Below are 20,726 nucleotides of genomic sequence, written 5' to 3' on the forward strand. Positions count from 1 at the left end.
ATGGAAGCAAGAAAAATTAAATTATTAGAATTTATTGGAAATGGGAAAAAGACATTTAATATACCTGTTTATCAAAGAAATTATGATTGGAAAGAAGAACAATGTCGAAAATTATTTGAAGATATACAAAAACCTGAGGGAAAAGAAATATTTATTGGGACAATTGATGTTGGTGGAAAAGAAGTAACCATTAGTGTAAGAAATTATTCAAGTAAGTTAAGTGGAAATAAGTAAACTTTAGAGTTGTTTGAAAAAGGGGAAAAAATTCCCAAAAAATAAGATATGTAAAATGATACAAAGGGGAAGGAACTATGAAACATTATTTAAGAAAAGATAACGGAAAAGATCTTTTGGATTTTGAGGAATATGAGACTAATGAGATTGTAGTATCAAAAAATCCCCCAAAAATAAAAAAAAGAAAAAATTTTATGTACATAGAACCGTATATTGAATACCATAAGAATAAAGGTAAATTTATTCTTCTATATCAAGAAAATGGAGAAATTATAAAAGAATATAATATGAGTGATATAGAGGGAATAAAATTTTTAGGAAATACAAGTGGTTTTTCTACTATGGGAATTTTTTAGGACAATTTAATTTAAAAACTTCTCTAGAACAGGAATTAATAAACTCTAGAAAAGAAGGTTGGTATACTCGAAATAAATATTTAAAACATTATATTATTTTTGAGGATACTCATATAGAGTTTTTAAGTAAAAAATATAAATGTAGAGCAAGTAAAATCAAAGAAAATAAAAAAATACTATATACCATTGAAAGAAAAATTGAAATTAGAAAAAAAGATTTTATTTATAAAAGAGAGTACATATTAGAGTTTTCAAATAAAAAAAATATAGAAAATATGATTCCATTGGTATTTTTTTAGAAAAAAAAACGGTTAGATTTATGGGAATAGAAACCTATACATTTAAAGAAGGAAAGTATTATGAAGATTTTATACGTTATACGAGAATATATTTTTTATTTAATGAAAAATATAAAATTATTATAGAGTATAAATCTCTAGAAAATGAAAGGTTTCTTATTTTAAAAAGAAAATATAGAAAGGGGTTAGAAAATATAAAAAATAATATTTTCCTTTTAGAAAATGAAAATTCTGAATTTTTTAGAAACTGTTATAATGAAACTGGATTCTTTGAAAATATAGAAGATTTAAAAAAAACAATAAAAGGTTATACCTATATTGCAGATGACTATATATTAGAATTAGTCGTTGAAAAATCTTTTTACCCTAAGATTAAAGTGACTGATTTAGAAGATAAAGAATATAGCTCTAATTTGATTTTTAAATAACCAATGTTGTAAAAGCAGTGAGAGAGTGTCCAGAATTTTGTGTAAACTCAAAATATAATAATATAATATTTGGAGGTTTTTGTTATGGCTAAAAAGAAATTTGTCTGTTAAAATATAGTTATAGAAATATTTAATAATCTGAACAGAAAAAGTGAAAGTTGCCTATAAATAGAGGTTTAAAGCAAGGTGTGGAAATGTAATGATAAAATTCCCATATAATCATTTTAATTGAAATAAATTTTAAAAGAAAGAAGTGAATTTTTATGAAAAAAGTAATTTTAAGTTTGTCAATATTATTAAGTTTATCAAGTTTTGCACAGGCGAAATATCAAGTGGAAGTAGAATCAGCTGTAAAACTTAACCAAAGTATCCTTTCAGATTACAATTCTCAAATTGAAAAGGAAGTTAGCAGAATTTACTCAAAAGAGGAAATGTTTGGAATGATGAATAAAATGATGAATGGAGTTTTTGCTGGAAGTCAAAAAGATGGGTCAAATCAGATGAAAGAAATGATGGGTTCTTTTTTTGGAGAAGATTATTTTTCTAAAATGATAGATATGATGTATAAATATTACAAGATTGATATAGAAAAAATAGATTATATCAATGGAGAGAAAGCATATGTAAAAGTTAAATTGGGATTTCCTGTAAATACAGATGAAATGAGCATGGATAAGATGATTGAAAGATCTGGAGAAATGGCTGAAAAAATGGACGAAGCCTTTAAGAAAAAAACGGGAAAAACAATGGAAGAATATCAAAAATCAATTTCACAAAATGATGAAAAAGCTATGAAAAAATATTTTAAAACAATAGGCGAAATTCAATTAGAAATGATGGATCAAGAATTAGAACGAATTACAAAAAATGGAAAATATGTAGGAAGAAAAGAAATTTTAGAAGCTAATAAAAAGAATGGGAAATGGGTGATTGAGAATCCTGATTTTGGGTATTAACAGAAGTTTTTAAAATTGAAAAAATATTATTAAGATAAATAATTGTCAAAAATTCCAAAATATAGTACAATTATGAGGTGGAGGAAGAAAATGCACATGTTAAAAATTTGGGAGATAATTATTTTATTCATTACAACTAATAGATTATCTGATAGAGATAATAAAATGGGTTATCAAAATGATTAGGAGGTTTAAAGGGGAATAATTCCCTGACTCCCTCCCTTCTATTTAATCAAAGGAGAGTGCTGAATATGGAATGGATTAGGGTAGCAACGATTATATTATGTATTGTAAAAACAATAGAATTTAGTTATCAATTTTTAAAGTGGATAAAAAAATAAGAGCAGTAACGCTCTTATTTTTCACACATGTTTTTATTTGGTAATTAATTATAAAATATTTTTGCAGAAATGTCAATAGACAAATTATTTTTTAAAGATATTAAATAAAAAATTTATAAATACTGAAAAATGAAGGAGAAAAAATAATGATTAAGGAATATAATCCTAATGAAATTGAGAAAAAATGGCAAGACAAATGGGCTCAAAAAGATGTTTTTAAGTCTAAAAATAAAGCCGATGGGAAAGAGAATTATTATGTGCTTGAGATGTTTGCATATCCGTCAGGGAAATTGCATGTTGGGCATTTGAGAAATTATGCGATTGGTGATGCGATTGCTAGATATAAGAAAATGAAAGGGTTTAATGTGCTGCATCCATTTGGATGGGATAGTTTTGGGTTACCTGCGGAAAATGCGGCGATTGATCATGGGGCTCATCCTGGAAAATGGACTAAAGCGAACATTGACAACATGAGAAGACAGTTGAAACTGATGGGTCTTTCTTATGATTGGGATAGAGAACTTAGTACTTACACTCCAGAGTATTACAAATGGAATCAAAAATTCTTTATTGAAATGTATAAAAAAGGATTGGTTTATAAGAAAAAATCTTTTGTAAACTGGTGTCCTGATTGTAATACGGTTTTGGCGAATGAGCAAGTTGAAGATGGGAAATGCTGGAGACATAGTAAAACTGATGTTATTCAAAAGGAATTGTCGCAATGGTACTTTAAAATAACTGATTATGCTGAAGAATTGCTGCAAGGACATGAAGAACTTAGAGGGCATTGGCCTGAACAAGTTTTGACTATGCAAAAAAACTGGATTGGAAAATCGACTGGGTCTGAAGTTGACTTTATTTTGGATTATAAATTTGAAAATAATGGAAATTCACATTTGAAATTGAATGACAAGGGAGAAGTTGTAATTTCTGTGTTTACGACAAGACCTGATACGCTTTATGGAGTTACTTATGCAACTGTTGCACCAGAACATCCGTTGGTTGAGGAAGTTATTTTGAAGGAAAATCCTGGTATTAGAGAAAAAGTTGAAGCGATGAGAAACGAGGATAAAATCGCTCGTACAGCGGAAGATAAGGAAAAAGAAGGAGTATTTTCTGGACTTTATGTGATTAATCCTGTAAATGGTGAAAAAGTGCAGTTGTGGGTTGCAAACTATGTATTGATGGATTATGGGACAGGAGCTGTAATGGCAGTACCTGCACATGATGAAAGAGATTTTCAATTTGCTAAGAAATATAACTTGGATTTGAAAATTGTTGTAAATCCTGTTGATAAAAATGGAAATTTAGAAGAAGTTTCTGTTGAAAAATTGGAAAATGCTTTAACAGTTCCAGGAATACTGGTAAATTCAGAAGAATTTAATGGATTAAATAGTAATGAAGCAAAAGAGAAAATTACTGAAAAATTGGAAAAAATTGGGCTTGGTAAGAAAACGGTAAATTATAGACTTCATGATTGGTTGATTAGTAGACAAAGATATTGGGGAACTCCGATTCCTGTGATTTATGATGAAGATGGGAATATTTACTTGGAAGAAAAAGAAAACTTGCCTGTGAAACTTCCTACTGATATTGAATTTAATGGGAAAGGGAATCCGCTTGAAACTTCGGAAGAGTTTAAGAATGTGATTTTGCCGAATGGGAAAAAAGGTAGAAGAGAAACTGATACGATGGATACTTTCGTTGACTCGTCTTGGTACTATTTGAGATATTTGGATTCTCACAATGTGGAAAAACCTTTTGAAAAAGCGGATGCAGATGCTTGGACACCTGTAAATCAATATATTGGTGGAATTGAACATGCGGTAATGCACTTGCTTTATGCGAGATTTTTCCACAAATCACTAAGAGATTTGGGATATGTTGATACAAATGAGCCGTTTAAAAAATTGTTGACGCAAGGAATGGTTTTAGGGCCTTCATTCTATTCACAAAATGAAAGAAGATATTTGTTCCCAAGAGAAGCTGAATTTAAAGATGGGAAAGCGTTTTCGATTGAAACAGGGGAAGAATTAATTACAAAAGTAGAAAAAATGAGTAAATCGAAAAATAATGGAGTTGACCCTGAAGAAATCGTGAAAGAATACGGAGCTGACTCTTCAAGAGTATTTACATTATTTGCTGCACCGCCTGAAAAAGAATTGGAATGGAACATGAATGGACTTGCAGGGGCATACAGATTTATAAATAGATTGTATTTATTGGTTTCTGGAACTGCAGAATTTTCTGACCACAATGCGAAATCAGAAAATCATTACGGAGTTGAATTAAAAAATAGAAATCAAAAAGATGAAGAAATTCAAAAGAAATTACATCAAACAGTGAAAAAAGTTACAGAAAGTATCGAAGATGACTTCCACTTCAATACTGCGATTGCAGCTGTCATGGAATTATTAAACGACATGACAACTTACAAGCAAGAAGTAATTGATAAAGACAATATTTCTACAGAAAGTAAAAAAATCTGGCGTGAAGTATTGGAAAAAACAATCTTGTTAATCGTACCGTTTGCACCACATGTAGCTGATGAATTGTGGGCTTATTTAGGAAATAAAACATTTACTTTTGAAGAAGAATGGCCAAAATATGACGAAGAATTGACAAAAGACCATACTTTCAATTTGGTAATCCAAGTAAACGGAAAAGTGAGAGATATGGTTTTGGCTCAAATCGGAATTTCAAAAGATGACGCTGAAAAACTTGCGCTGGAATCAGAAAAGGCTAAGAAATTTATTAATGGGAAAGAAATTGTGAAAGTGATTGTTGTACCAAATAAATTGGTTAATGTTGTTGTGAAAGGGTAGAATATATTTTTAAATAGAAGGGGGAGTTTGAAATATTGGAGAGGTTAAAGGTTTTTTATAGTGAAAAATAAAAGGGAGGAAGAAAATAAAAAATGAATTTGATAAGCCTTTTTTCAGGAGCTGGAGGTTTAGATTTAGGATTTGAAAAAGCAGGATTTGATATTTTAGCAGCTAATGAGTATGATAAGACAATATGGGAGACATACGAAAAAAATCATAAAGCACATTTGATAAAAAAAGATATTGCAAAAGTTTCTTTAGATGAATTTCCTAGCAATATAGAAGGAATTATAGGAGGACCGCCTTGTCAATCTTGGAGTGTGGGAGGTTCATTAAGAGGAATTGATGACCCTAGAGGAAAACTGTTTTACGAATATATACGAATTTTAAAAGATAAAAAGCCATTATTTTTTTTAGCAGAAAATGTAAGTGGAATGATGGCAAAAAGGCATAATAAAGCAGTTAAGGAAATAATAGGAAAATTTGAAAAAATAGGATATAATGTTCAAATATTTCAAGTAAATGCTAGTGATTATGGGGTGGCACAGGATAGAAAAAGAGTTTTTTATATTGGATTCAAAAAGGAATTAGAAGTAAATTTTGAATTTCCGAAACCTTATGATTTTAAATTGACTTTAAAGGATGTAATATATGATTTAAAAGAAACGCCAATAAAAGCCTTAGAAAAAAATAAAGCAAATAAGGAAAAATGTATTTATCCTAATCATGAATATTATTTAGGATCATATTCTACAATTTTTATGAGTAGAAATAGGGTGCGGCAATGGGATGAACAAGCTTTTACTGTTCAAGCTTCCGGAAGACAATGTCAATTACATCCACAAGCACCTGTAATGCCTAAAATAGAGAAAGATAAAAATATTTTTGCTAAAGGCTACGAACACTTGTATAGAAGATTGACAGTTAGAGAGTGTGCTAGGATACAAGGATTTCCAGATGATTTTTTATTTTATTATGATAATATAAATGATGGTTATAAAATGATTGGAAATGCTGTACCTATTAATCTTGCTTATGAAATTGCTAAAAAGATAAGAGAAGGATTGGAAAAGAAAGAGAGAAGTAAAATTAATGAGTAGTAAAAGCAATAATCAGGGAAGAGCATATGAATATATATTTTTAAATGTTTTATTTGATGAAATATCTAAAATTAGGGAAGTTTGGATTGAGAAGAATAGTAGTTTTTCAGCTTCTGAAAAAGCTTGGGAAACTTTATCAGAAGAAGAAAAAGAAATATATAAGTTAAGTGCTTTAACAGGAGTAAATACTGTTTTAGATTTAGAACCATTAATTTTTGAAAAAAATAATGATACATTGAATCTAAAAATTCAAGCTGATGATAACGGAAAAAAAGGGGATGTAAGGGATATAATAATTATGAGAGAAAATATTAATTGGGAAATAGGGTTAAGTTTAAAACATAATCATTTTGCTGTAAAGCACAGCAGATTATCTAAAAAATTAGATTTTGGAAAAAAATGGTACAATATTTCTTGTTCAGAAGAATACTGGAAAAAAGTGAAACCAATTTTTGATTTTTTAGAAGAAGAAAAAAGAAAGAAAACTCTTTGGAAAGAAATACTAAATAAAGATAAGGATGTATATTTTCCATTGTTGGAAGCTTTTAAAATAGAAATTTTAAAACAAAATAAAGAAGAAATTGGATTATTAGAAAATATGTTAAAATACTTATTAGGAAAGTTTGATTTTTATAAAGTTATTAGTATCGATACTAAAAGAATTACAAGAGTGCAAAGTTATAACTTATATGGTACATTAAATCAAGAAGGAGTACATAAAAAAAGAAAAATAGAAATACCGATTGTTCTTTTACCGAATAGAATAGTTAGTCTGGATTTTAAACCAGGTAGTCTAAATACTTTGGAACTGTATTTAAATAATGGTTGGCAATTTACATTTAGAATACATAATGCTTCTTCTAAAGTGGAAACAAGTTTAAAATTTGATATTCAAATTGTAGGAATGCCAACTTCAATAATTTCAATAGATTCTAAATGGAAAATATAAAATAAAAAGAATAAAAACAGAAAAAAATAAGAGGAGTGATTAAAATGGTTAAAATAGCAATAACTGGAGTGACAGGACACTTAGGTGGAATTGTTTCAAAATTATGTAAGAAAAATGGAATAGAAGTTAGAAACTTAGCTAGAAATGTGGAAAAAGCTAAAAAACTTGGATTTTCTAATGTTTTTAAGTCGACTTATGATAAATCAGAAGATACTGTGAAATCGTTAGAAGGAATTGATGTGCTTTTTATGGTGTCAGGTTCGGAAAATCCTAATCGTGTTCAACAACATAAGGATTTTATTGATGCGGCTAAAATGGCAAAAGTTTCGCATGTTATTTATCTTTCGTTTTATAATGCTTCAAAAAATTCTGTATTTACATTGGGAAGAGATCATTATGCGACTGAAGAGTATATTAAGGAAAATGGATTCAAATATACATTTTTGAGAGACAATTTTTATGCAGATTTTTTTGTGGACATGTGCAGAGAGTATGGTGAAATAAAAGGACCTGCTGGGAACGGGAAAGTTTCAGTTGTGGTGCGTTCAGATGTTTCGGAAGTTGTTGCAAAAATTTTGGAAAATCCAGAAAAATGGGAAAATCAAACTTTGAATATGACGGGACCTGAGGAACTTACAATGAATGAAATTGTAAAAATTGTGAGTGAACATTTTGGCAAAGAAATTAAGTATACTAATGAAACTGTAAAAGAAGCTTATGAAAGCCGTAAAATTTGGAAAGCTGAACAATGGGAATATGATTCTTGGGTTTCAACTTATACTGCAATTGCTCAAGGTGAACAATCAGGGATTTCTTGTGATATTGAAAAAGTATTGGGACGTAGAGCGACTTCGCTTTCTGAGTATTTGAAGAACTTGTAAAAAATATTGAAAATTCTAATAAAGTTAGTTTCATTAACTAAATTTGGAGAGAGTGTAAATTTTTTGTGTGAATAAAATAAAAAATCCTTATGTTAATGGATTTGTCTAGAGATTCATACAAAATTTTGGGCACTCTCTATTTTGAAACTTTTGAGGTGGTTTTACAATGATTGACAAACTAAAAGAATTAGAGAATCTTGAGAATAAGTATAGGGAGATTGGAAAATTAAATTCTGAGATAGAATCAATAATTGCAAATATAAAAAATGAGGATGGAATAAGCAGGGAAAAGGAACTTTTGGAAGATAATGAAAGGCTGGCAAAGGATTTGAAAGCATTTCATGAAAAGATGAAAATTAGGGAAGAGGAAATTGGAAGGCTTAAAAATAGTAATGCGGTGCTTATTGAGGAATTGAAGGAAGCAAGAAAAATTAGGAGAAATAGTGAAATTGATAAGTTTCAGAATATTTTGGCTGAGAAGATGAATGTGGAATTGGAAAGTGGAGTGACTAGAAGACTTTCTAATTATGCGGAGGAAATGAAGAGAAAAGTCAAAATGCTGGAAAGAAATCTTTCTTGTGAATTTTCAGATGAAGCTGATTCATTAAGAGATGAATTAAAAAAAATTGATGGGAAAATTGGTGATTTTTTAGAGAAAAGTAATAGGAAAACTTTTGAAAATAAGATATTTCTTCAAGAGGAATCTTCGGTGTTTCATAATAAGATAAAAGAAGAAACGGCTTTAAAAGAAGGGGAATTTCTTTTTGAAAGAGAGAAAAAAAGATTTGTATTTGAAAAACTTATTGGACTTAAAGGATTTAACTTTTTAGGGATAATATCAATCTTTTTGGGAGTTTTTTTGGTATTTCGGACACAGTTTGCAAAAATTCTGGCAAATAATTATGTGAAAAGTTCGGCTTCGTATTTGCTTGGGATGTTTTTTCTTTTTGCTGGAGAAAAATTTTATCAGAAAAATAAGAAGCATTTTGCAGTTGGGCTGATTGGCGGCGGAATTGGGATTCTTTATTTGACTACGCTTCTTTCTACGCTTTATCTCAAACTTTATCCAATGACAGCGGGACTTTTTATATCGGTAATACTGACAGGGCTGGTTGTGATTCTTTCATTGCGATATGATAGCCAGATAATAGGAGTATTGTCGCTGATTGGTGGATATTTGCCTTACGGAGCTTATATTTGGGTGAATAGGAGCAATGTCCAAATTTATTATGTTTTGGCATATTCTTTGATTTTGCAGGGAATTGTGCTTGGAGTTTCTTGGAAAAAGGACTGGATATACAGCAAGATTTTTGGATTTGTTACAGGTGTAGTAAATATGACGGGGCTAGTTTATTATTTAAATTACAGCATTCACGACAAGATTACGGCATTTTTCTACATCGTAATTTTCACAACAGCATACAGTTTCATTTTCCTAAATTCTCACAAAAAAGAAAATCGTCAAAGCAACATAATCGACTATATATTTCTAAGTTTAAATCTAATTATAAAATTTTCATTGATTTACAGCTTGTTTGACAAGACAACGCCAAGTTGGCTAAAAGCCGTATTAGTTGGAACAGTCGGAATAATTTATGGATTTTTTGGCGACAGGCTCAAGGACAACAAAGTTGCAAAAATCTTTTATATCGTGGCATTAGGAAGTTTTATCCTGATTATCCCGTTAATTGTGCCAGAAAAATTTGTTGTGGTTGCCTGGGGTGCTGAAACTGCACTTTTATATTTCTTTTATAGAAAATATAAAAATAAGGAAATGCGATATGGGACAATTGCGATTTATCTAGTTTCGTTAGTGAGTAATTTAATTGTGCGGGAAGAAAAATACTTGCTTGTATATATTCAGGATTTGATGATAATATCTTTTTCATTTATACTTTATTTTATGATAAAGCAGAAAAGTTACAAAAAAGAAGTACGGGTTTTAAATGGAATATTTAAATATCTGATTTTTACATATTCAATATTTTTTATAAATAAAGTTGTTTTTAATATTGTCACTTCATTCGAAGCGATAAATTATGGTAAAGATGTATTGTTTGGCGTATTATTTTCACTTTTTATTTTAAGAACGGTAACGTATAAAATAAAGAAATTGCAGGACAGTTTTAGCTTGAGATTTTTGGTAATAATTGAAATAATTTATTTACTATTCATAAATATGATTAATTTTTTCTTATATATTTCTGGTTGGAGCTGGAATATACAAGAAGAGAAAATACCAATAAGTTATCTGTTATTTTTAATTTTATTAATTTTTGTAAATCTTTATTTGTTTATTGTGGCTAAAAATGATATTCATTTATGCTTTTTCAGAAAAAATGAGAAAAAACCATTGTGGATACTCGGAGAATCAATATATTTCCTTTGTGTAACAAATGTTATTTTACGGATATATGAGAATTCAAGTGTGTTAATTTTAAGTGCTGGATTGGCTTTGGATATAGTTGGGCTGCTATTATGTGGATATTTAGTCTGGAAAGGATTTAGAGTGCCAAATAGGAATGTTAGAAGAATTGGGCTTGGAATAGGAATATTTTTTGTGGCAAAAAGTTTTTTATGGGATTTCTTACGATTTGATAATTCCTATAAATTGATTGCTTACTTTAGTATGGGGGCTATTTTGATTGGAACTTCCTATATTTATCAGACGGCTTTAAAGAAATTGGAGCAGGAAGTGAAAGAGAGTTTGAGTGATACAGATTTTGGGAAAGGTGAGAGAAATGAAGAAAATAAATAAAATAATATTGTTTTTATTTTTAATAACAATTGTTCAACTTTTTTCCAGCCAGTATTTTAAAACTATAAAAATAACAGGAAAGTCGGCATACAAGCAATTTTTTTTGACAGAGGATATTTATGAGAACAGTAAAAATAATCTTGGAGATATACGGATAATTGATAAGAATGGGAAGGAAGTTCCTTATGTTATCGAAACTGGAAAAGAGCAGGAAAAGTACAGCGAAAAAGTTGTGGCAAGAGCAAAAATAGATGAAGTATTGACAAAAAAGGATAAGATGGAATTTATTGTAAAATTTAATTCTGACAGTTCGTTAAAGGATATAATTGGAAATAGGCTTGCGCTGATTCCTTCCAAAAATTTTTACACCGAATATACTTTGCTTGGAAGTAATAACGGTATAGATTGGGAACAGATAACTTCGGGAGAAATTTATAAGACACCTGATAAGTCAAACTTGACAATAGAATTTTCAGAAAAAAGATATGAATTTTATAAAATTGTAACCCCGTTAGATAAAGGGAATATCTTTAGTGAAGCAATTTTGAAATTGTCAAATAATGAGGCTGGAAAACTTAAAACTGTAGGGACAAAATTGGATTATAAAGTTGAGCAGGAAGGGAAAAGTACAATTCTGAAAATCAAGAGCAAGTTTTTGCCGTTAAAAAATATTGTTCTGGATGTGGAAGATGAATTTCAGAGAAATTATGCTGTGAGAAGCGGAGATAATTTTTATACGGAAGGGATAATTTCTAAAGTTGGAGAAAAGTCAAATTTGATGATAAATTTAGAAAATGTGCCAAAATTGTCTGAAATAATCGTTGAAATAAGGAATGGAGATAATTCGCCGCTCAAAATAAAAGGGGTAACAGGAAACTATGTTCCAGACAGAATTGTGTTTAGGGCTACAGAAGGGGAAGATTATAAAATAACCTTTGGAGATGAAAGTTTAGATAAGCCAGAATACGATATTGCGGAATTTGTCGATTCAATAAAGGAACGGGATGAAGTTTTTGTAGGAAAATTGGAAAAGGCGGATGAAAAGAAAGTTTCAAAGCCAAGGGATTACACGGTTTATTATAATGTTTTTATAGGAGCTGTTGTGGTAATATTAATTGGATTTATGTTAAATAAAATAAATAAAAATAAAAAATAGAAGAGGAGAATGAATTATGAATATTGTATTTGTTTTTATAGGAATTTTGGTGATTTTGGTTCTGATGGCAATGGGGATTTACAATAAATATATCAAATTGAAGAATTTGAATGAGGAAGGTTGGAGCGGAATAGGCGTATATTTGCAAAAAAGGCTGGATTTGATACCTAATCTTGTGAATACTGTCAAAGGATATGCGACGCACGAAAAGGAAACGCTGGAAAATGTGGTAAAATTGAGAAGTCAGATGATGTCAATTGATACAAAGGATATTGATAATATTGAAAAAATTCAAAAACTTGAAAATGAAATGACAAAAACGTTAAGATCAATAATGATGTTACAGGAAAATTATCCAGACTTGAAGGCAAATGAAAACTTTTTGAGCCTGCAATCTCAATTGACTCAAATAGAAACAGAAATTCAAAGTTCAAGAAAATATTATAACGGAACAGCAAGAGATAGAAATACTTTTGTGGAAACTTTTCCAAACAATATTTTTGGTGGAATTTTTGGATTCAAAAAGGCTGAGTTCTTTAATGCCGTGGAAGAGGCGGAAAAAGTTCCAGAAGTTAAATTTTAATTTGTTTAAATGGGTTTTTAGAAGGGGGATTGTTATGAAAAGTTTTAACAAACAAAAATTAAATAATCTTTTTTCAATAATTTTTGTATTTTTCACGTTATTTTTTTTAAATACAAAATCGTTAATTGCTGAAAAAATAACAAATTATGACGTTACAGTTCAGATAAATAAAAATGGGACTTTGACAGTAAATGAAGTAATTGACTATGAATTTGATGATGCGGCAAAGCATGGAATTTATAGGGATATTCCGTTACGTTCAAAGAAAAATGGGGTGGATATTTACAAATCTTATATAAAAATGAATTCAATAAAGAGAAACGGTATTTCTGAAGAATACTCTACGAAACTTTTTGATGAAGGTATTGGATATAGGGTTGGTTCTGCAGACAGATTTGTGGAAAATGGCGTAAACAGATACGAGTTTAACTATGTGATATATAATGCAGTATTTGAAAAAGATGGAATTTATCAAGTATATTTTAATGCGATTGGGCAGTTTTGGAAAGTTCCTATTGAAAAAGCCACAGTGAATATAAAATTTGGAAATGGGAAGCCTGTGACAGAAAATGAAATTAGTAAATTAGATATTTTTACAGGTGAATACGGCCAAAGCGGAAAAGATTATATTGAAAATTTAAATAATGGAACTATTGAAATTAAAACAAACAAGGTTTTACAATCATATAACGGATTAAGTTTCCGCCTAAATTTAAAGACGGATAATATAAGTCCAACATTTTTAGATAAACTTCAGAGACTTTATTATGCTCACCCTTTACTTATTGCAGGGCCTGTTATAATAATATTTCTAGCAATTTATGGCTTTGTAACATGGTATATATTTGGAAGAGATGTGGGTAAAAAGGCAATTGTTCCTGAATTTAACATACCTAAGGATATTTCAGCCATGTATGCGGCGTACATTAATGGTGTAAGGGAACCTAAGGAAATATTAACAATCGGAGTGCTCTCTTTACTTTCTAAAGGTTATGTTGAAGCTGACGACAAAAAAGGTGATGGGAAAAATGTAAAATATACATTGTCTGACAGTAAAAGAAGCAAGCCTGAATTAGCGGAGGAAGAAAAGATAGTCTTTAATGCGCTTTCTGATACAGGAAACATATTCAAAAATGAAAGAAGCCTTTATAAAGCTTCAAATAAAATATTGAAATTGTTTGAAAACGAATATAAAAGGAAAGTTTACAGGGATAACAGTATTTTTAATGTTGCATTTATTATTGGCATAGTCATAGTTTTTATAATTTCGACAAATGCAAATAGTGGAACAGAAGGCTTAGCTGATAACAATTTTGAAGTGGCTTATTTAGTTATGGTTGGCTGTGTTTTTGGAATAATTTTAAACAGGGTATTTTTAGTTTTAAAGAATATTTATGGAAATGACAGCACATTTTTAAAAGTTGTTAAGTGGTTAGTAGTATTATTTATGTCAGCAATATATGGAGTTTTAAATTTTATCATAATTGGCATAATTATGGCAATGTATACTGTTTATTCCAAAGTAATTGGAAGATATACGGCTGACGGAATGAGAAAAAAAGAATATCTGGATGGAATGAAAATGTACATAAAGACTGCCGAAGCTAATCAAATTATGAAATTTAATGATGTCGACGAGCTGGTAGCCTATTTTAAAGGGATACTACCGTATGCAGTAGCTCTTGGAGTAAAAAATGAAGCGATAAAACTTATGAAGAATACAATAAAGCTCTATAATTTTGATGAAAATACGTATTCTTACATAAATAGGGGAGTGCATTTCAATACATACGATAGTTTCATTTTGGCAAATACGGTTTCAAGAGTATACAATAATGCGTATAATAAAATAAGGGAAGAAAGATTTAGCACCTTGAGGAATGATTCTGGAAGTTCAAGTGGTTTTGGTGGGGATGGATTCTCAAGTGGAGGCGGTTTCTCTGGCGGAGGTTCCGGCGGGGGAGGTGGAGGAAGCTGGTAGAAATATCAGCTTTTTTTGTTATGCAGGCTAAAGCGATAGAACAGGGGTACAAAAATGAAAAAAAAGTAATTATCAATTATTCTAATAAAAAAGAAAGGGGTAAAATGACATTACAGCAGTTAAAATATGTAGTTACAGTCGCTGAAAAAGGGACATTGAGTGATGCTGCAAAAGAGCTTTTTGTTTCTCAACCAGCACTGACTAAGGCTATAAAAGAATTGGAAGATGAAATGAATATATCAATTTTTAACAGAACAAATAAGGGGGTGATTGTTTCTCTTGAGGGAGATAGGTTTTTGGGATATGCAAGGCAGGTTTTGGAGCAGACAGATTTATTGGAGGAAGAGTATAAGAAGGGAAATAAGATAACTCGACATTTTTCGGTGTCTACACAGCATTATTCGTTTGCAGTAAATGCTTTTGTGGATGTGATTAAGAAGTTTGGGGAAAATAAGTACGATTTTACGCTTAGGGAAACTCAGACTAATGAAATTATTGAAGATGTGAGCAAGAGAAAAAGTGAAATTGGAATTTTGTACACTTCGGGAGCGAATAAAACTGTGATTGAGAAAATGATAAAAAGAAATAATCTGAAATTTATTGAATTATTTACTGCAAAGCCGCATGTTTTTATCAGTTTTAATCATCCTTTGGCAAAAAAGGAAAGTATTAGCCTTGAAGACTTGAAGGAATATCCATATTTATCGTTTGAGCAAGGAGATTACAATTCGTTTTATTTTTCGGAAGAAATACTTAGTACGATTGATTAAAAATATGGTTGCACACTTGTGACGTAAGAAGTGAGTTAGACCATTAAGTATAGTCAGCATATATAGAAATATGTATGTAGAGATAGCGACTTAAAAAAGCTATCCAATACTACTCGAATTGCTGGGAACCCCTAAAGCTAGTATAACTACAACATAGCAACTCCACCTTAACAAATTAAGGAGAGAGGCAAGTGTGAACGTTGTGAAAGCAGAAAAAATATACTAGATGACATAAGGTTAAACCCTAAGTGTTAAGATAATGGGCAATCAGCAGCCAAGACCGGAAGGTAAGGTTCAACGACTATTCCTCCTGAGGGAAGTACACGAAAAGCTTCGTGGAAGTGGGTAGACCCAAACAGGTAGAGCTGTGGGATAAGATATAGTCTGTGCTTAATAGAAATATTAAGAAGTTCATAAGAGAACTGCATAAGTGGTAGCGTACTTATGTGAACGACAACCTCTAAAACGACTAAGTCGGTTTTTAGGTTCATATATTTAGAAAAATTTTACTTTTTTCATTTACTTACAGTATAAAAAATAGTATACTTAGGTATAAGTAAATGGAGGTGAAATCAAATGGAAAAAGCATACAAGTTCAGATTTTATCCAACTAAAACTCAAATAGAAAAGTTAAATTGTGCTTTTGGTTGTGTAAGATACGTCTATAATCATTTTTTAGGCTTAAAACAGGAATTATATAGCAAAGAGAAAAAATCTATGTCATATAGTGAGTGTAGTAAAGCGCTAACAGTTTTAAAAGAAAAAAATAAATGGTTAAAAGATGTAGATAAATTTTCTTTACAAAATTCTTTAAAAGATTTAGATGTAGCCTATAAGAACTTTTTTAGTGGAAAGGGTTATCCAAAGTTTAAATCTAAGAAAGATAATAGAAAATCATACAGAACTAGTTATACTAATAATAATATAGAGTTTTTAGGTAAATGGATAAAAGTACCTAAGTTAGGAAAACTAAAAATAAGAGATAAGATGAAGCCACAAGGAAGAATAATAAATGCAACAATAACACAAGCACCTAGTGGAAAATATTATGTGTCTCTATGTTGTACAGATGTAGAAGTAAAAAAACTAGAGAGCACAAATAAGAATGTTGGAATAGATTTAGGTATAAAGGACTTTGCGATTACCAGTGATGAAACCTTAATAGAAAATCCAAAATATTTACAGAAATCTTTGAAAAAATTAGCTTTATGTCAAAGAGAACTGTCACGAAAACCAAGGGGCAGTTCAAATAGAAATAAGGCTAGAATAAAAGTGGCAAAATGCTATGAAAAAGTAACAAATCAAAGAAAAGACTTTTTGCAGAAATTATCGACAGAACTGATAAGAAAATATGACATTATCTGTATGGAAGACTTGCAAGTAAAAAATATGGTAAAAAATCATAAATTAGCAAGAAATATTGTAGACGTATCATGGAGCGAATTTAGTAGGATACTGGAATATAAAGCGAAGTGGTGTGGAAGAACAATAGTAAAAGTGGATAAGTTTTTTGCAAGCAGTCAAATATGTAACTGTTGCGGATATAAGAATGAAGAAGTAAAAGACTTAAGCATAAGAGAATGGACTTGTTCGGTATGTGGAGCTGTACATAATAGGGATATAAATGCAGCAAAAAACATATTAAAAGAAGGACTAAGGATATTAGAAATAAGTGCTTAAATAAGAATATATGAACCGTAGGAACTATGGGGATAGCTTGGTAAATTTAGTTGGCTAAAAAAAAGCAACTACTACCCAAGAACCCTGCGACGCAAGAAGTGGGAGGTTCAGAGGGATAAAAATATAAAAGTTAGAGATAGAGCGACTTTGTTTAATTTAGCAGTCGGGCTTAACGGATATACTGTGAGTACTGGGATAATCAGTAAGGAATTAAACGGGGAGAATATTATTGCAAAACCGCTAGAAGTGGACGAATATATGAAAGTTGGGATTATAATGCAGAAAAATATTGAACTGAGTATATATGCAAAGGTTTATGTGGAAGCTTTGAAGAAGCATTTGAAATACACGGAAATTCTTTAATTTAATATTTAGAGTTATTTTATTATTTTTTAATTTTTATTTTATTATAAAATGATTTTAAGATAGAAATACGGGAGCTGATAACAGTGAAAAAAATTGTTATATTTTTAATGTTGATATTTGGTATGAATGTAATGGCTCTTTTAGTACCTTGTGCAGAAGGAGATACAAAGTGTGTAATTCGAGGTTTTAAAGTAAATGGAGAGATAATTAATGAAGAAGGAAGTCAAGATATAAAATACATTGTACATTTTATTAATAATTTTGCAGAAAGTGGATCAATTGAAATTATTGGATATACAGATTCTATTGGAACAAAAAGGCATAATTTGAAATTGTCAATAATAAGGGCGCAAAATACTGCAAAAATATTAAGAGAGTTTGGATTGAATGAAAAATTTATAATTAGTAAAATTACAGGAGAAGGAGAAAATTTTCCTATAGATACTAATGGAACAGTTGCTGGAAGATACAATAACAGGAGAGTTGAAATTTTTATTAAGAATATCAAGTTTAAGGAACTGGCAGAATAGTTAATAGAAATATATTAATTTGTATTCAGAGTTTTTTTATACCTTTTGATATAATTTAAAGTTATAGCAAACCAAAAAATAAATGTATTTTACAGAAATAATATATTTGTATATAATAATTTTATCAAAAATAATTAGAAATATTATTAGTGTAACAAATAGATAAAGGAGATAAATTATGAAAACGGCGATTATTGGATACCCTAGAATTGGGGAAAATAGAGAATTAAAATTTGCGATAGAAAAATATTGGAGAAATGAAATTACAGAGAATGAACTTTTGGAAATAGCGGAAAAGCTTAGAAAAGACCAGTGGTTAAAACAGAAGGAAGAAAAAATTTCATTTATTCCGGGAAATACATTTTCATTTTATGATGGAATACTGGATACAATAATTTTATTGAATGCGATTCCAAAACATTATAAAGATTTAGGATTGAATGAACTGAATACATATTTTGCAATTGCGAGAGGTTATCAAGGGGAAAAAGGAGATGTAAAAGCTCTTTCAATGAGAAAATGGTACAATACCAATTATCATTATATGGTTCCTGAACTAGATGATTATGCAGAGATTAAATTAAATGCAGATAAGATATTTAATGAACTTGAGGAAGCTAAAAAATTAAGAGTGAACACTCATCCGTCAGTAATTGGACCATTTACATTTTATAAATTGGCTAAAACAACTGGAAATAAAGAGAAAAAAGAATATTTAACTGATATTGTAAATGTTTATGTGGAATTGCTGAAAAAATGTAATGAAAAAAATATCGATTGGATTCAAATTGAAGAACCGCAATTAGTAACAGATCAGACAGAGAAAGATATAAAATTGTTTGAAGAAATTTATACAGAAATTTTGAAGAATAAGAAAGATGTAAAAGTATTGCTTCAAACATATTTTGGAGATGTGAGAGATTGCTACAAGACAATAACAGAGCTTGATTTTGATGGGATAGGTCTTGATTTTGCTGAGGGAAGACAAACTGAGAAATTAATAACTGAAAAGGGATTTCCAAAAGATAAAATATTATTTGCAGGAGTTGTAAACGGGAAAAATATTTGGAAATGTGACTATAAAAAAGTTTTAAATATATTGAATAATTTAAAAGGAAAAGTTGAAAATATAGTAATAACGACATCTTGTTCACTGCTTCATGTGCCTTATACTTTGAGAAATGAAAAAAAATTATCAGAAAATATATTAAGACATTTCTCGTTTGCTGAGGAAAAATTATCAGAATTAAAAGAGTTGGGAGAATTGAGTCAAGTTCTTTGGGAAAATTCGCTGGAAAAAGTACAGGAAAATGAATTTTATGTAAAAAACCAAAAAATTATAACTTCTGAAAAAGGAATGGAAGATAAGGAAATTAGAGATACGGTTAAAAAATTGAAAGATAGTGATTTTGTAAGAGAGGGAGCAAGAAAGGAAAGACAGAAAATTCAAAGGGAAGAGTTGAACATCCCTTTACTTGCAACAACTACAATAGGTTCTTTTCCACAAACAAAGGAAGTGAAGCTAAATAGAAGCAAATTTAGAAAAGGTGAAATTAGCAAAGAAGAATATGATAAAAATGTATTTAACTTTATAAAAGAATGTATTGAATTGCAGGAAAAAATTGGACTTGATGTGCTTGTGCATGGAGAGTATGAAAGAAATGACATGGTTGAATTTTTTGGAGAAAATCTGGCAGGATATATATTTACAGAAAAAGCGTGGGTTCAGTCTTATGGAACAAGATGTGTAAAACCGCCAATAATTTTTGGAGATGTGAAAAGAACAAAGCCAATTTCAGTTCTATATTCAGAATATGCTCAAAAATTAACTAAAAAGCCTGTTAAAGGAATGCTTACAGGGCCTGTAACAATACTAAACTGGTCATTTCCAAGAGAAGATATTTCATTAAGCGAAATGGCATTTCAAATTGGACTTGCCATACGAGAAGAAGTATTGGATTTAGAAAAAGCAGGAATAAAAATAATTCAGATAGATGAAGCTGCACTTAGGGAAAAATTGCCGTTAAGAAAGGAAGATTGGCATAAAGAATACCTTGATTGGGGATTGAAGGCATTTAGACTTTGCCATAGCGGAGTAAAAGTGGATACGCAGATTCATACGCATATGTGCTACAGCCAGTTTGAAGATATAATAAAAGACATTGACAATATGGATGCCGATGTTATAACATTTGAAGCTTCAAGATCAAAATTGACAATTCTTGATTTCCTAAAAGAAAATAACTTTGAAACAGAGGTAGGTCCTGGAGTTTATGATATTCATTCTCCTAGAGTACCTTCAGTTGAAGAAATTGTAGCAGCTTTAGAAATAATGGTTAAAAAAATTGGAAAAGAAAAATTATGGGTAAATCCTGATTGTGGATTAAAGACAAGAGGAATTACAGAAACTGTAAAAAGTTTGGAAAATCTTGTTGAAGCTACAAAAATTGTGAAAAGTAGATTATAGAAATATTATTAAAAAAAATAAAAAAATGCAAAAAATATAATAAATTTATAAATAAATAATAAATAA

At 29.9% G+C, this 20,726-nt stretch carries 17 protein-coding genes; all 17 read left to right on the forward strand.

The genetic code is table 11. The features are described 5' to 3' along the window. Positions 1-234 carry a GmrSD restriction endonuclease domain-containing protein gene (locus tag AB8B22_RS01290; RefSeq protein WP_369711286.1) on the forward strand — a complete coding sequence of 78 codons (234 nt, stop codon included), beginning with the start codon at positions 1-3 and terminating at the stop codon, positions 232-234. Positions 235-311: 77 nt separating this feature from the next. Next, complete coding sequence (locus AB8B22_RS01295; protein ID WP_369711287.1) at positions 312-590, forward strand: hypothetical protein; 279 nt, start codon at positions 312-314, stop codon at positions 588-590. A 319-nt stretch (positions 591-909) separates the two neighbouring features. Further along, positions 910-1,317 carry a hypothetical protein gene (locus AB8B22_RS01300; RefSeq protein ID WP_369711288.1) on the forward strand — a complete coding sequence of 136 codons (408 nt, stop codon included), beginning with the start codon at positions 910-912 and terminating at the stop codon, positions 1,315-1,317. 263 nt (positions 1,318-1,580) lie between these two features. Continuing rightward, entirely contained in the window at positions 1,581-2,273 is a 693-nt protein-coding gene (locus AB8B22_RS01305; protein WP_369711289.1) for a hypothetical protein, read from the forward strand. A gap of 487 nt (positions 2,274-2,760) precedes the next feature. After that, positions 2,761-5,439, forward strand: coding sequence for a leucine--tRNA ligase (gene leuS, locus AB8B22_RS01310; RefSeq protein WP_369711290.1), 2,679 nt, complete (start codon positions 2,761-2,763; stop codon positions 5,437-5,439). Between the two features lie 92 nt (positions 5,440-5,531). After that, positions 5,532-6,539 (forward strand): DNA cytosine methyltransferase, encoded by a 1,008-nt coding sequence (locus AB8B22_RS01315; RefSeq protein ID WP_369711291.1) that lies wholly within the window; start codon positions 5,532-5,534, stop codon positions 6,537-6,539. Then, positions 6,532-7,488 (forward strand): HaeIII family restriction endonuclease, encoded by a 957-nt coding sequence (locus tag AB8B22_RS01320; RefSeq protein WP_369711292.1) that lies wholly within the window; start codon positions 6,532-6,534, stop codon positions 7,486-7,488. Before AB8B22_RS01315 ends, AB8B22_RS01320 begins: the two co-directional genes overlap by 8 nt. Before the next feature lie 44 nt (positions 7,489-7,532). Beyond that, positions 7,533-8,369 (forward strand): SDR family oxidoreductase, encoded by an 837-nt coding sequence (locus AB8B22_RS01325; protein ID WP_369711293.1) that lies wholly within the window; start codon positions 7,533-7,535, stop codon positions 8,367-8,369. A gap of 166 nt (positions 8,370-8,535) precedes the next feature. Further along, on the forward strand, positions 8,536-11,127 hold the full coding sequence (locus AB8B22_RS01330) for a DUF2339 domain-containing protein (protein ID WP_369711295.1): 2,592 nt from the start codon (positions 8,536-8,538) through the stop codon (positions 11,125-11,127). Further along, positions 11,111-12,283, forward strand: coding sequence for a hypothetical protein (locus tag AB8B22_RS01335; protein WP_369711296.1), 1,173 nt, complete (start codon positions 11,111-11,113; stop codon positions 12,281-12,283). The genes AB8B22_RS01330 and AB8B22_RS01335 overlap by 17 nt, the downstream gene beginning before the upstream one ends. A 16-nt stretch (positions 12,284-12,299) precedes the next feature. Further along, positions 12,300-12,866 carry a LemA family protein gene (locus AB8B22_RS01340; protein ID WP_068155213.1) on the forward strand — a complete coding sequence of 189 codons (567 nt, stop codon included), beginning with the start codon at positions 12,300-12,302 and terminating at the stop codon, positions 12,864-12,866. A 34-nt stretch (positions 12,867-12,900) separates the two neighbouring features. Then, on the forward strand, positions 12,901-14,847 hold the full coding sequence (locus AB8B22_RS01345; protein ID WP_369711297.1) for a DUF2207 domain-containing protein: 1,947 nt from the start codon (positions 12,901-12,903) through the stop codon (positions 14,845-14,847). A 20-nt stretch (positions 14,848-14,867) separates the two neighbouring features. Beyond that, positions 14,868-15,617 carry a LysR family transcriptional regulator gene (locus tag AB8B22_RS01350; protein WP_369711298.1) on the forward strand — a complete coding sequence of 250 codons (750 nt, stop codon included), beginning with the start codon at positions 14,868-14,870 and terminating at the stop codon, positions 15,615-15,617. A gap of 576 nt (positions 15,618-16,193) precedes the next feature. Next, positions 16,194-17,297 (forward strand): IS200/IS605 family element RNA-guided endonuclease TnpB, encoded by a 1,104-nt coding sequence (gene tnpB, locus AB8B22_RS01355; protein ID WP_369711299.1) that lies wholly within the window; start codon positions 16,194-16,196, stop codon positions 17,295-17,297. Between the two features lie 147 nt (positions 17,298-17,444). After that, entirely contained in the window at positions 17,445-17,660 is a 216-nt protein-coding gene (locus AB8B22_RS01360; RefSeq protein WP_369711301.1) for a hypothetical protein, read from the forward strand. An 86-nt stretch (positions 17,661-17,746) separates the two neighbouring features. Then, a complete protein-coding gene (locus AB8B22_RS01365) occupies positions 17,747-18,193 on the forward strand; it encodes an OmpA family protein (protein WP_314080259.1) in 447 nt (148 codons plus the stop codon). Positions 18,194-18,371: 178 nt separating this feature from the next. After that, the gene (metE, locus tag AB8B22_RS01370; protein WP_369711302.1) at positions 18,372-20,660 is read left to right on the forward strand and encodes a 5-methyltetrahydropteroyltriglutamate--homocysteine S-methyltransferase; all 2,289 of its coding nucleotides are present in this window, start codon (positions 18,372-18,374) and stop codon (positions 20,658-20,660) included. Positions 20,661-20,726: the final 66 nt, after the last annotated feature.

Origin of the sequence: Leptotrichia rugosa, assembly GCF_041200005.1 — a bacterium.
Taxonomy (GTDB): Bacteria; Fusobacteriota; Fusobacteriia; order Fusobacteriales; family Leptotrichiaceae; genus Leptotrichia; species Leptotrichia rugosa.

Bases quoted from the DNA above. Each gene is read 5' to 3' on its own strand.
- AB8B22_RS01345 (WP_369711297.1), top strand. From the start codon at position 12,901: ATGAAAAGTTTTAACAAACAAAAATTAAATAATCTTTTTTCAATAATT.
- AB8B22_RS01305 (WP_369711289.1), top strand. From the start codon at position 1,581: ATGAAAAAAGTAATTTTAAGTTTGTCAATATTATTAAGTTTATCAAGT.
- AB8B22_RS01320 (WP_369711292.1), top strand. From the start codon at position 6,532: ATGAGTAGTAAAAGCAATAATCAGGGAAGAGCATATGAATATATATTT.
- AB8B22_RS01290 (WP_369711286.1), top strand. From the start codon at position 1: ATGGAAGCAAGAAAAATTAAATTATTAGAATTTATTGGAAATGGGAAA.
- AB8B22_RS01330 (WP_369711295.1), top strand. From the start codon at position 8,536: ATGATTGACAAACTAAAAGAATTAGAGAATCTTGAGAATAAGTATAGG.
- AB8B22_RS01335 (WP_369711296.1), top strand. From the start codon at position 11,111: ATGAAGAAAATAAATAAAATAATATTGTTTTTATTTTTAATAACAATT.
- AB8B22_RS01350 (WP_369711298.1), top strand. From the start codon at position 14,868: ATGCAGGCTAAAGCGATAGAACAGGGGTACAAAAATGAAAAAAAAGTA.
- metE (WP_369711302.1), top strand. From the start codon at position 18,372: ATGAAAACGGCGATTATTGGATACCCTAGAATTGGGGAAAATAGAGAA.
- leuS (WP_369711290.1), top strand. From the start codon at position 2,761: ATGATTAAGGAATATAATCCTAATGAAATTGAGAAAAAATGGCAAGAC.
- AB8B22_RS01295 (WP_369711287.1), top strand. From the start codon at position 312: ATGAAACATTATTTAAGAAAAGATAACGGAAAAGATCTTTTGGATTTT.
- AB8B22_RS01315 (WP_369711291.1), top strand. From the start codon at position 5,532: ATGAATTTGATAAGCCTTTTTTCAGGAGCTGGAGGTTTAGATTTAGGA.
- AB8B22_RS01340 (WP_068155213.1), top strand. From the start codon at position 12,300: ATGAATATTGTATTTGTTTTTATAGGAATTTTGGTGATTTTGGTTCTG.
- AB8B22_RS01325 (WP_369711293.1), top strand. From the start codon at position 7,533: ATGGTTAAAATAGCAATAACTGGAGTGACAGGACACTTAGGTGGAATT.
- tnpB (WP_369711299.1), top strand. From the start codon at position 16,194: ATGGAAAAAGCATACAAGTTCAGATTTTATCCAACTAAAACTCAAATA.
- AB8B22_RS01300 (WP_369711288.1), top strand. From the start codon at position 910: ATGGGAATAGAAACCTATACATTTAAAGAAGGAAAGTATTATGAAGAT.